Below are 11,782 nucleotides of genomic sequence, written 5' to 3' on the forward strand. Positions count from 1 at the left end.
CCCCCCCCCCCCCCCCCCCCCCCCCCCCCCCGCCCCAACCAGCGCGACCGCAGCCCTACGCGCTTTTGCGCTGTTGCTCTGCTGTTGCGTCTCAATTCACACCTCCCGCAGTCTCGCGAGATCAAAAAAAAAGACGGCGCCCGAAGGCGCCGTCTTACTTCCACTCAGCGGCTTGGAGAGAGTAAGCCGCGGATCAGAAAAGGGTGATCAGGCGAACCCGATCAGAAACGCTGCTGATACTTCATGTACATATAGCGGCCGATATCGAACCCACCGTAGTACGTGAAACTGCTGTTCGGCTGGCTGTACATGATCGGACCCTGATGGTCGAACACATTGTTCACGCCCATCGAGACCGTGCCATTCCACGGCAGCACATAACGCACCTGGATATCGTGGAACGTGTTCGAACCCACCTTGTTGACGCCCTGGCGGCCCGTGTACGCAGAACTGAAGCCCGGATTGCTGCACTCGGTCGTGTACGCACAGTTCTCCTTCATGCTGGAGTAGTAACGCGCCGTCCAGCCCAGGCCGAAGTTGCCGTACTGATAGTCCAGATTGAGGTTCGAACGCACGCGGAAGTTGCCTTCCCAGCCCGTGTACTGACGCACCGGCGTGGTGTCGACGTTGTCGTTCTTGCGCTCCAGGTAATCCACGTACGTGGTGTTCCAGGAGACCGCGAACTTGCCGATCGCCAGCTCCGGCAGGCGGTAACGCACCGCGATGTCATAGCCGGCGGTTTCCTGGTAGCCCGCGTTGAGCAGCGTGCGGTCCAGACCGTTGACCTGACCGATGGTGCGGCCCGACTTGGCACGGGTGAAGCGGTCGCATGCGGCATCCACACCCAGCACGTAGCACTGGTTGAGCATGTCCGTGGCCGACTCACCGACGATCACGTCGTTGATGCGGATCTTCCACCAGTCCAGGCTCAGGTCCAGACCCGAGACGAACTCCGGGCTGTAGACGACGCCCACGGTCCAGGTCTTGGCGGTTTCCGGCTTCAGTTCCGGGTTGGAGCCCGAGCTGAAGTCCGTGCCACCCTGCTGGCCCGGTACCGTCGCGGCGGTGCCGTCAGCGGCGAGCTGGCGGAAGTTGGCCGGGACACCGTTGGCCAGGCAGCGTGCCAGGACCTGCGGGTTGTTGGCGGCCGCGCCGAAGCTGGTGTCGCACGGATCGGTGTACGAATCGCGCGTGCTGGTGGTGCCGCCGTACAGATCTTCCACGGTCGGTGCACGGAAGCCGGTGCCGTAGGTGGCGCGCACCAGCAGGCTGTCGATCGGCTTCCACTTCAGGCCGAACTTGGTGTTCGTGGTCGAGCCGAAGTTGTTGTAGTCCGAATAGCGACCGGCCATGTCCAGCGACAGTTCACGCGCGAAGGCCATGTCGGCCAGCAGCGGGACCTGCAGTTCCAGGTAGACCTCGTTGAGCGAGTAATCGCCCTGGGTCGGCTGGCCGGTGGTGCCGGCGATCTGGCCCTTCTGGACCATCAGGTCCGGCGAGTAGCTGGCTTCTTCACTGCGGTGCTCGACACCCAGCGCACCCAGGATGTCACCGGCCGGCAGGCTGAACAGCGAGCCGGAGATGTTCGCGCTGGCCACCTTGGTGGTGCTCTGCATCGTGTCGGTGAAGCGGGTGAACAGGAAGTCCTGCACGTCCTGGTTGCTCAGCGAGCCCGGGCCGGTATAGCCCATCGGGGCCAGCGGGTTCCACGGGGTGCAGCCGGCGATCACGTTGCCGACGCTGCCGCAATGGGCGACGTTGTTGGCATCCAGGAACGACGGGCCGACCGACTGGTTCACGTTCGGCTGGTACATGCTGCCCGTGCCGATGCGCTCGCCTTCATTGCGGTTGTACATGTAGCTGACGTTCCAGTCCCAGTACCGCGAACCGGTCTCGAAGCTGCCTTCCAGGCCCAGGCTGGCGCGCTTGGTGGTCAGGTTGTTCTCGGTGCCGCGCGGCAGCTCTTCGGTGCGGTGCGCGAAGGCAACGTCACGACCGAACGGGTTGAACGCGCTGTCCTTGGAGAGCAGCGCACGCGAACCGGTGCTCTGGTACGGATAGCCGGCCAGCTGCTTGCTGGACTCGCGCTCGCTGTACAGCGCATCGGCGACCAGACGCAGGTCATCGGTGATCGAGAAGCCACCGTTGGCGAACACCGACTTGCGCTGCAGCCCGGTGACCAGGCTCATGTTGGTCTTGGTGTTGGCGTCGTTGGCCTTGTCCGCCGGCTTGAAATTGCCCAGCTGGGTCGGATCGCCGCCCGGGCCCACGCTCAGGTTCCTGCCATCCACGGTCGCGTAGCCCCACGGGGTGACGCCGCTCAGGCCGTCGCCGGTGTGGCGCGGGCCGTTCGGGTACGCGGTGAACTCACGTGCGCCGCCCAGGACAGGATCTTCGTCGGTGTACTCGCCACCCACGGTGACCCAGCCACGGTCGAAGGTCTTGCCGAAGGTCGCGCTGTAGGCGGTCTTCTGGCCGTCGCCTTCGCTGTACTGGCCGACGTAGGCGCTGACTTCGGCACCGTCGAAGTTCTTGCGGGTGATGATGTTGACCACACCGGCGATGGCGTCCGAGCCGTACAGGGCCGAGGCACCGTCGGTCAGCACTTCCACGCGCTCCACGATCGAGGACGGGATCGAGGCCAGATCGGAGTAACCGCCGGCGCTGACGCCCATGCGGCGGCCGTCGATCAGCACCAGGCTGCGTTCCGGGCCCAGGTTGCGCAGGCTCACATACATGCCGCCGAAGTCGCGACCCGATTCCAGCGAGGAGGCACGGCTCATGCTCGGCGAACCGGCGGCGGTGACGTCCTGCAGGATGTCGGCGACGTTGACGTAGCCCTTCTTCTCGATCTCGGCGCGGTTCAGCGCGACGACCGGCTGGGCCGATTCGACACTGGCCTGGCGGATGCGCGAGCCGGTGATCTCGATGCGATCCAGGTTGGTGGTGCCGTCATCGGCACTCTGTGCGAAGGCGGGGGCACTGCAGCTGGCGACAAGCGCGATAGCGATCGCGTTGCGCAGCGGATTGGTCTTCAAATACATCCGTGCGTTTCTCTTTCTCTGTAAAAACATTCGCCCGTTCGGGCGGCGTGGGGAACAACACACCACGACGTGGGGGGCGGGAGTCTAATGACTTTTCAAATTTTTTACTTTCATTTGAAAGCGTAAAAAGCGCTGTAAATGAACGATGGCTGACAAAACCACGCATTCAGACGAAACCTTTTTCACATCGTCGTACGGTGCGCACAAAACAGCGCCCTCGCGCGGGGCCGAGGCAGCAATAGCGGCGAGGTGCGAAGCAACTTGAGGGGATGCGACGTGCCGTCGCAGCGGGCGTACAGCTGCGCGCTCGGCAGCTAAACGTGTAGTGAACACGCACGCACAAAAAAAGAACCGCACTCTTGCAAGTGCGGTTCCGGAGTTGCTATTTCGCGTGCGCGATCACGCGCACGCGCGTTCTTCAAACGTATCGCTCAGGTCTCGCGCAACGCCGTGGTGATCGGCAACCTTGCCGCGCGCAACGCCGGGAACAGGCCGCCCACCAAACCGATGCCGAGCGCCCATTTCAGGCCTGTCCACAGCAGCTGCGGCGAGACCTGGAACTGGAACACCACCTGGCTGAAGTTATTGCCCAGCGTGGAGACGGTGTAGTTGTTGAACACCAGCCACGCCACCAGCCCACCGAGCAGGCCGCCGAGCAGGGCCAGCAGCATCGTCTCCAGCATCACCGCGGTCACCACTGGCACGCCGCGGAAGCCGATCGCCCGCATCGTCGCGATCTCGCGGGCACGCGTGGCCACCGCCGCATACATGGTGTTGAGCGCACCAAACACCGCGCCGATCGCCATGATCGCGCCGATCACCGTGCCCAGGATGCTGATCAGTTTGCTCAGGCCGCCGGACTGCTTGCGGTAGTAGTCGCGGGTGGTCTCCACATCCAGCTTCAGGCGCGGGTCGGCCTCCATGGCGTCCTTGAACTGTTTGAAGCCCGCCGCCCCTTCGGTGCGCACGTTGACCGACTGATACGCACTGCGGTTGTAGGTGGTGGACAACGTCTGCGTGTCCGACCACAGCTCCGACTCATGCACGTCATTGGAGGCGAACACGCCTACCACCGTCCATTCCTGCTTGCCCAGCTGCAGGGTCTTGCCGATCTCCAGGCCCTCGAACTGCGCCTGCGCGCCCTTGCCGACCACGATCTCGCGCAGGCCCGGTTTGAACCTGCGGCCGGCGATGATGCGCACGTTTTCGCGCACGGCCCACGCCTGCTCGCCGACGCCGCGGAACTGCACGTTGGTATCGCTGTGGTCGCTGCGCGAGAGCAGGCTGATCACCTGCGACAGCTCGGCGGAGATCAGCGGCTTGCCGTCGCTGCCGCGGGCCACGCCGGGCAGGTTCTCGATCAGCGGGACCTGGTCGCGCATGATCACCGAGTTGGTTTCCGCCTGCGAGCCACCGCGCAGCACGATCGCCACGTCATCGCTGCCGCTGCGCTCCAGGGTGGCCTTGAAGCCATCGCCCATGGCCAGCATCGCCACCAGCACGCCGACCACGCCGGCGATGCCGACCACGATCACCGAGGAGGCACCCCAGCGCTGCGGCAGGCTGGCAATGCCGATCCGCGCGGCAGCCAGCGACAGCCGGCCACTGCGGGTAAGCACCAGCCACGCGGCCAGCAGCACGGCGATCGCCAGCACCATCCACCACGGCAGCACGATCCACACCACCAGGGCGACCAGCAGCGCCACCACGGTCAATACGTTCCACATCCAGTGCGTTTTCATGGTGGTCTCCTCAGCGCCCGGCCAGTGCATCGACGATCTTCAACCGCTGCGCGCGCAATGCCGGCAGCAGGCCCACCACGATCCCGATCACCGCCATCAGGCATAGCGCCATCACCCACGTCTGCGCCGGCACGCCGGGCAGGCTGATCATGCCCTGGCTGCTGGCGCTGATCACCGGCATCACAATCGAGGCCAGGCCCATGCCGATCAGCCCGCCGAGCACGATCAGCAGCACCGACTCGACCATCACCAGCATCAGCACGGTGCCGTCCTTGAAGCCCAGTGTCTTGAGGATCGCCAGCTCCGGGATGCGCTCGCGCACGGCCTGGGCCATGGTGTTGCCGGTCAGCAGCACCAGGGTGAAGAACACCGCGGCCATGATGCCGGTGACGATCAGGCCGATATCGGCGAACTGCTTGGCGAAGGCCTGCGAGAACGAGGCCTCGGTCTGCGACTTGGTTTCGTGATCGGAGTTCAACGACAGCGCATCGATCGCCTGCGCCACGCGTGAGGCGTGCGCGGGGTTCTCCAGCTGCACGGTGTAGAAGCTGACCTGGTTCTTGATGTAGTCGTTGGATTCATCGAAGTAGCTCCAGTGCAGCATCATCTGGTTCTCCGCACCGGCGTTGTTGCGGTCCTTGGCGCGGAAGATGCCGCTCAGTTCCAGCGGCCAGTCGTTGCTGCCCTTGCGCGGGAAGATCGTGGCCTGCATCGGAATGGTGTCGCCCACCTTCCAGCCGAAACGCTTGGCCAGGGTTTCACCGACCAGTGCACCGGTGCGGGTGTTCTTGAATGCCTCGGCCTGCTCGGGCGGCAGCTCGAACTCCGGGTACAGGTCCATGTAGTTGTCCGAGACCGAGAAGCTCGGGAAGAAGTTCTTCTGGTCCTGGTAGATGCCGCCGAACCACATGGCGTAGTTGACCTTGCGCACGCCCGGGGTGGCTTCGATATCGCGCAGCAGCCGCAGGGGCAGGCTCTGGGTGATCGAGAGCTTGGAGGAGACCACCAGCCGCTTGGCGCCTTCGATGGTGTCACCGCCGGAGTTGAACGCCACCCGGACCGAATCGAGCATGCCGAACAGCAGGAAGGCCGCCACCACCGACAACAACGTCAGCAGGGTGCGGGTCTTGCTGCGGAACAGCTGTGCCCAGACCAGCGAGAAATATTTCATCGCCGCATCCTCCGTCAGTGGGCCGCTGGCGCATCGGCCAGTTCGCCCTTGTCCAGATGCACCGTGTGCGTGGCGTACCCGGCGGCCTTGGGATCATGGGTGACCATGATGATGGTCTTGCCGTGTTCGCGGTTGAGCTGCTGCAGCAGCCCCAGGATCTCCTCGGCGGACTGGCGGTCCAGGTCACCGGTGGGCTCATCGCAGATCAGGAAGGTCGGGTCGGAAACGATCGCACGGGCGATCGCCACGCGCTGCTGCTGGCCACCGGAGAGTTCATTCGGGCGGTGGCTGCGGCGGTCGGCCAGGCCGACCAGGGTCAGCGCGATCTCGGCGTTGCGCTTGCGCTGCGCTGCGCCCAGGTGCGTGAGCAGCAGCGGCAGCTCCACGTTCTTCTGGGCGGTCAGCATCGGCATCAGGTTGTAGAACTGGAACACGAAGCCGACGTGGTGGCTGCGCCAGGTCGAGAGCTGGCCGCCGCTCATGCGGTCGATGCGCTCGCCTTCGATCTCGATCTCGCCGGCGGTGGGCGTATCCAACCCACCGATCAGATTCAGCAGGGTCGTCTTGCCCGAGCCGGATGGGCCCATCAACGCGACGAAATCGCCCGCCTGGATGTCCAGGTCGATGCCGTGCAGCACCTGCACCTTCTCGGGGCCGCGCTGGTAGGTCTTGGTGATGTTGCGGAGCGAAACCAGGGTGGACATGGGTGGTTCTCCGTGGATCGGGAAGAAAGCGCATCCGGCGCGCCCGGGCGAGGGCCGCCGGGCTTCCGCGGTGACGGCCAGCCGCCACCGTGCGCGCCGTGACGGCACGAGGGAATCGCACTTGCCGCGAGCATCAGCGTGGCTCGCGTACTGCAGTTCTTGCCCCGTCAGGGGGTTTCGGTGACCTTGCTGCCGTCGTGCAGCTCGGCCGGTGGTGTGGTCACCACGACCTCTCCGGCACTCAGGCCCTGGGTGACCTGACGGTCGTTGTTGAGCGTGGTGCCCACGGTTATCGCGCGCTGTTCCACCCGCGCATCGTCCTTGACCACGAAGGCGACGGTCTTCTGCCCGCGCTCCACGATCGCAGAAGCCGGTACGCGTACGCCCTGCGGTTTGGCAGCTTCTGCAGGCGGGGCACTTTCCAGGAAGCTGACCCGCACGCCCATCTCGGGAACGATGCGCGGGTCCTTTGTTTTCAGCGCCACGCGCACTTTCACGGTGGCCTTGCCGCGGTCGGCGGTGGGGATGATCGCGATCACCTCGGCCGGAATCTTCCAGTCCGGGTAGGCATTGAGGGTGGCTTCGACCGGCATCTTCGGCTGCACGCGGCCGATGAAGGATTCGCCGACCTCGACTTCGATCTCCAGCGAATCCATGTCCACGATGGTGCCGATGCCGGTCCGGGTGAAACCGCCGCCCGCCGACAGCGGCGAGACGATCTCGCCCGGCTGCGCGGCCTTGGCGGTGACCACGCCGGAGAACGGCGCGCGCACGATGTTGTTGTCCACGCCGAGGTCGGCGATCGCCAGCGAATCGCTGGCCACGGTGGTGTTGCGTTGGGCGGTTCTGAGCTGGGCGCGGAGGTTGTCGCGCTGGGCGATGGCCAGGTCGTACTGCGAGCGCGAGACCAGCTGCTGGCCGACCAGTGCCTGCAGGCGGCCCGCTTCGGCATCGGCCTGGGCGACCTGAGCCTGCAGACCGGCCAGCTGGCTGCGCGCGGCCTCGAGCTGCGAGGCGGAGAGGCTGCGCTGGGCGTTGGCATCGATCGGGTCGAGTGTGGCCATCACCTGGCCCTCTTCCACGCGCATGCCTTCCTCGATCATCACCTCCCGGACCTTGCCGGTGATCTTGGCCGAGACGGTGGCCATGCGCCGGGCGACCACGTAGCCGCTGGCGTCGAGCACCGAGCTGCGGGCGCCGCCCTGCTGGATCGCCACCACGGGCGCGGTGGTCACGGCGATCGGGCGCTCGCGGCCGAGCACGAACCAGGCCAGGCCGGCCAGCACAATGAGAAGGACGATCGCCAGCACGATCCAGCGGCCACGTCGCGAGGGCGACGGGGGCGGCGAACCGGCCTTGCGGTCGATGCGGAGTTCCTTGAGCAGTTCAGCGGATGCGTTCATCGTGATTCTGGACGGGGAATCGGGCCGAGTGTGACCGCATCGGCGGCCGGGGGGCAAACCGGCACCGTGGCCGGGGTGGTGCACAGCATGCCCGGCAGCCTGCGGCGGCGGCAGTGACAGCTGTCACCTGCATGGGCTGACGACGGCCACTGGGGCGGCCGCGGCCAGCGGCAGAAGCTGTGGCTGTCCTCTCCGGGAGTCCGTCATGACCGAACCCACTGCCTCGCCCCTGGCCAGTCTGCACAACGTCCAGGTCCACTACGGTGATGTCGCCGCCCTGCAGGGCGTGAGTTTCTCGCTGCACCGCGGTGAAGTGCTGGCCCTGCTCGGCCGTAATGGTGCCGGCAAGAGCACGGCCATTTCGCTGCTGCTGGGCCTGCGCCGGGCCGATGCGGGCCGGATCGAACTGCTTGGCGGCGACCCGCAGGAGCGGGACCGTCGCGGCGGTATCGGGGTGATGCTGCAGGCCACCGCGTTGCCGCCGCTGCTGCAGGTGGGGGAGCTGATCGATCTGGCGCGCACCTGCGATGTCGATCCGCGCTCGCTGGAGGACTGTCTTGCGCTGGCCGGGCTGACCGATCTTGCCCGGCGTCGCTATGGGAAGCTGTCCGGCGGCCAGCAGCGCCGCGTGCAGTTCGCCATCGCGGTCTGCGGGCGGCCGCAGTTGCTGTTCCTCGATGAGCCGACCACCGGTCTGGACATCCAGGCGCGCCAGCAGCTCTGGCAGGCGATCCGGCAGCTGGCGGCCGAGGGGTGCGGTGTCCTGCTCACGACCCATTACCTGGAAGAAGCCGAAGCGCTGGCCCAGCGCGTGGTGGTCATCGAACAGGGCCGCGTGTTGGCAGATGGTCCACTGGCGCAGTTCCGCCAGCAGTTGGCGCCGCGCCGCATCCGCTGCCGCAGTGCACTGGAGGTGGAGGCGTTGAAGACCTGGCCCGGCGTGCGCGAGGTGGTCCGCGATGGCCTGCGCCTGCAGCTGCTGGCTGAGCCGGCCGAGCCGGTGGTCGCGCGCCTGCTCGCCGAAGATCCGCAGCTGCAGGAACTGGAAGTGCATGGCGGCGGCCTGGCCGACGCCTTCGTTGAACTGACCCGGGAGGCCGCATGAACACCGTGATCGCAGCTGCCGCTGTTACTCCCGCCCGCGCACCCGCGTGGCCGATCTACCGCGCCGAGATCGTGTGCGAACTACGTCGTGCCTGGCGCTACCCGGGTTTCGTGCTGCCGTCGCTGCTGTTCCCGGTGTTGTTCTATTCCTTGTTCGGTGTGCTGCTCGGCCGTGGCCAGGCCTCGATCTATCTGCTGGCCACCTACTGCGTGTTCGGTGCGATGGCGCCGGCGCTGTTCGGCTTCGGCGTGCAGTTGGCGCTGGACCGCGAAGGCGGCCTGCTCACGCTCAAACGTGCACTGCCGATGCCACCGATGGCCCCCCTGCTCGCGCGTCTGTTGATGGCCGTCCTGTTCGCGGTGCTGGTGGCGATGCTGCTCATTGCGGTGGCGATGGGCGCCGGCGTGTATGTCACCCCTTGGGCCGCGCTTCATCTGCTGGCGGTGGCGGCGTTCGCGGCGCTGCCGCTGGGCGCGATCGGCCTGTTGATCGGCAGTCATGTCAGCGCCAACGCGGCCCCGGCGGTGGTCAACCTGGTCTATCTGCCGTTGGCGTTGTTGTCCGGGTTGTGGCTGCCACTGTCGATGCTGCCACCGCTGTTCAGCGCCATGGCGCCGCTGTGGCCGACCTGGCATCTGGCCCAGCTGGCATTGCCGGCGGTCGGTCAGCCGGCGCAGGGCAGTGCCGGGGTGCATGTGGCCGTGCTGCTCGGCATCACCGTCACGGCGCTTGGGCTGGCACGGCGCCGCCTGCGGCGGATCGGCTGAAGTGGCATGATCGCGCCTGTTCGTTCTGCCTTGGAATCGTCCGTGTCCTCCAGTCGGCTCGCCTCCCTGTTGCGCCCTGCGCCGGACTCGGCCGTGGCCGAGAACCTGCGGCGCGGCAGATCGCCTTGGGTCGATGCGATCCACCTGCTGTGGACGCTGTGGGTGTTCCTGACGCCATTGTTCGGCGGTGGTTACACGTGGCGCTGGGCGGCGCTGACCCTGCTGACCTATCCGGTGTTCCTGGTCCTGTACGCTGGTGTGCTGCTCGCACCGCGGTGCCACGCACCGCGCTATGCGCTGTCGATGGTGGTGCTGGGGCTGGTGCCGTTGGCGTGGTACCCCTCGGCGGTGAGCTACTTCATTTTCGGCTGTGTCACCCTGCGCGTCTCGCGCCGCAGTGGCTATGGGCGCTATCTGCTGCAGCTGGTGGGGTTGAACGCGTTGTTCGTGGTGGTGGGTCTGTTGGCCCACTATCCGTGGCAGGCGCTGATCTGGATCCCGAGCATGGCGATGATCATCAGCCTGGTGGTCAATTTCGAAACCGCGAGCCATGAACAGGATGCAGCGCTGCAGCTGTCCCAGGATGAAGTGCGCCGGCTGGCGGCGACGGCCGAACGCGAGCGCATCGGCCGCGATCTGCACGATCTGCTCGGGCATACGCTGTCCTTGATCACCTTGAAGCTGGAGCTCTCGCGCAAGCTGGCCGACCGCGATCCAGCCGGCTCGCGCCGCGAAGTAGATGAGGCTGAAACGATCGCGCGGCAGGCGCTGGCCGAAGTGCGCAGCGCGGTCACCGGTATCCGCGCCAGCGATCTGGCGGCCGAACTGGCTTCGGCCCGGTTGCTGCTGGAGTACCAGCATGTGCATCTGCACTACGCGCCGCCGCCGCCGATGCCGGTCGATACCGAGCGTGCGCTGTCGCTGGTGCTGCGCGAGGCGGTGACCAATGTCGCCCGCCACGCACAGGCGCGGCAGGCGTGGATCACCTTCGAACAGGACGGGCGCAGTCTGTTGATGCAGATCCGTGATGACGGGCGCGGCGGCGTCCACGTTGATGGGAACGGGTTGACCGGCATGCGCGAACGCGTCGCTGCACTGCGTGGCACCCTGGCGCTGCAGTCGGCAAAAGGGGAGGGCACCTGCGTGACGGTGCGGGTCACCTTACCGGCCGCGACCACCGCCGTGGTGACGCCGGTGGAGGTGCCGACAGTGCCGTCGTTGCCTGCCGGGGACGCATCATGATCCGCATCGTGCTCGCCGAAGACCAGGCGATGGTGCGTGGCGCGTTGTCAGCGCTGCTGGGGCTGGAACAGGACATCGAGGTGCTGGGCAGTGCGGCCGACGGCGAGGCCGCGTGGCGGATGCTGCAGCAGCTGCAGCCGGACATCCTGGTCACCGATATCGAAATGCCCGGCCTGTCCGGGCTGGAGCTGGCGCAGCGGATCGCACGCCAGGGGCTGCCGATCAAGGTGGTGATCGTCACCACCTTTGCGCGCTCGGGTTTCCTGCGCCGTGCGCTGGATGCCGGCGTCTGCGGCTACCTGCTCAAAGACGCCCCGGCCGAGCGCCTGGCCGATGCACTGCGCCAGGTGCAGCACGGCGGCCGCGCGATCGATCCGCAGCTGGCGCTGGATGCGTGGTCGCAGGCCGATCCGCTCAACGACCGCGAGCGTCAGGTGCTGCGCCTGTCTGGCGACGGCCGCTCGGCCAGCGAGATCGCCACCCAGCTCGGCCTCTCGCACGGCACGGTGCGCAACTACCTGTCCGAGTGCATCGGCAAGCTCGGCGTGGCCAACCGCATCGAAGCGTATCGGCTGGCGCGGCAGAAGGGCTGGTTGTAACGCGG

At 66.5% G+C, this 11,782-nt stretch carries 9 protein-coding genes; 4 read left to right on the forward strand and 5 right to left on the reverse strand.

The features are described 5' to 3' along the window. Window positions 1-221 precede the first annotated feature (221 nt). The 5 genes from ACE026_RS00155 to ACE026_RS00175 form a co-directional block, all read right to left on the reverse strand. Complete coding sequence (locus tag ACE026_RS00155) at window positions 222-3,044, reverse strand: TonB-dependent receptor plug domain-containing protein (protein ID WP_486036909.1); 2,823 nt, start codon at window positions 3,042-3,044, stop codon at window positions 222-224. Window positions 3,045-3,475: 431 nt separating this feature from the next. After that, window positions 3,476-4,786: an ABC transporter permease gene (locus ACE026_RS00160; RefSeq protein ID WP_486036910.1), complete on the reverse strand. Its 1,311-nt coding sequence runs from the start codon at window positions 4,784-4,786 to the stop codon at window positions 3,476-3,478. 10 nt (window positions 4,787-4,796) lie between these two features. Continuing rightward, on the reverse strand, window positions 4,797-5,957 hold the full coding sequence (locus ACE026_RS00165; protein ID WP_486036912.1) for an ABC transporter permease: 1,161 nt from the start codon (window positions 5,955-5,957) through the stop codon (window positions 4,797-4,799). A gap of 14 nt (window positions 5,958-5,971) precedes the next feature. Continuing rightward, window positions 5,972-6,661, reverse strand: a complete 690-nt coding sequence (locus ACE026_RS00170) for an ABC transporter ATP-binding protein (RefSeq protein ID WP_486036914.1) — start codon at window positions 6,659-6,661, stop codon at window positions 5,972-5,974. A 167-nt stretch (window positions 6,662-6,828) separates the two neighbouring features. Next, window positions 6,829-8,064 (reverse strand): efflux RND transporter periplasmic adaptor subunit, encoded by a 1,236-nt coding sequence (locus tag ACE026_RS00175; protein WP_486036916.1) that lies wholly within the window; start codon window positions 8,062-8,064, stop codon window positions 6,829-6,831. Between the two features lie 205 nt (window positions 8,065-8,269). Between ACE026_RS00175 and ACE026_RS00180 the strand changes: the two genes are divergently transcribed. From ACE026_RS00180 to ACE026_RS00195, 4 genes are read left to right on the forward strand one after another with little or no spacing between them, the layout of a single operon-like run. Continuing rightward, window positions 8,270-9,169 (forward strand): ABC transporter ATP-binding protein, encoded by a 900-nt coding sequence (locus ACE026_RS00180; protein ID WP_486036918.1) that lies wholly within the window; start codon window positions 8,270-8,272, stop codon window positions 9,167-9,169. Further along, complete coding sequence (locus ACE026_RS00185) at window positions 9,166-9,936, forward strand: ABC transporter permease (protein WP_486036920.1); 771 nt, start codon at window positions 9,166-9,168, stop codon at window positions 9,934-9,936. The genes ACE026_RS00180 and ACE026_RS00185 overlap by 4 nt, the downstream gene beginning before the upstream one ends. 6 nt (window positions 9,937-9,942) lie before the next feature. Continuing rightward, on the forward strand, window positions 9,943-11,178 hold the full coding sequence (locus ACE026_RS00190) for a sensor histidine kinase (protein WP_486036922.1): 1,236 nt from the start codon (window positions 9,943-9,945) through the stop codon (window positions 11,176-11,178). Beyond that, the gene (locus ACE026_RS00195) at window positions 11,175-11,777 is read left to right on the forward strand and encodes a response regulator (protein WP_486036924.1); all 603 of its coding nucleotides are present in this window, start codon (window positions 11,175-11,177) and stop codon (window positions 11,775-11,777) included. The genes ACE026_RS00190 and ACE026_RS00195 overlap by 4 nt, the downstream gene beginning before the upstream one ends. The last annotated feature ends 5 nt before the right edge of the window (window positions 11,778-11,782 follow it).

It is taken from the genome of Stenotrophomonas sp. AGC87, from assembly GCF_057333975.1.

Coding starts and splice junctions, on each gene's coding strand:
- ACE026_RS00155 (WP_486036909.1), bottom strand. CDS start 3,044: ATGTATTTGAAGACCAATCCGCTGCGCAACGCGATCGCTATCGCGCTT.
- ACE026_RS00160 (WP_486036910.1), bottom strand. CDS start 4,786: ATGAAAACGCACTGGATGTGGAACGTATTGACCGTGGTGGCGCTGCTG.
- ACE026_RS00165 (WP_486036912.1), bottom strand. CDS start 5,957: ATGAAATATTTCTCGCTGGTCTGGGCACAGCTGTTCCGCAGCAAGACC.
- ACE026_RS00170 (WP_486036914.1), bottom strand. CDS start 6,661: ATGTCCACCCTGGTTTCGCTCCGCAACATCACCAAGACCTACCAGCGC.
- ACE026_RS00175 (WP_486036916.1), bottom strand. CDS start 8,064: ATGAACGCATCCGCTGAACTGCTCAAGGAACTCCGCATCGACCGCAAG.
- ACE026_RS00180 (WP_486036918.1), top strand. CDS start 8,270: ATGACCGAACCCACTGCCTCGCCCCTGGCCAGTCTGCACAACGTCCAG.
- ACE026_RS00185 (WP_486036920.1), top strand. CDS start 9,166: ATGAACACCGTGATCGCAGCTGCCGCTGTTACTCCCGCCCGCGCACCC.
- ACE026_RS00190 (WP_486036922.1), top strand. CDS start 9,943: ATGATCGCGCCTGTTCGTTCTGCCTTGGAATCGTCCGTGTCCTCCAGT.
- ACE026_RS00195 (WP_486036924.1), top strand. CDS start 11,175: ATGATCCGCATCGTGCTCGCCGAAGACCAGGCGATGGTGCGTGGCGCG.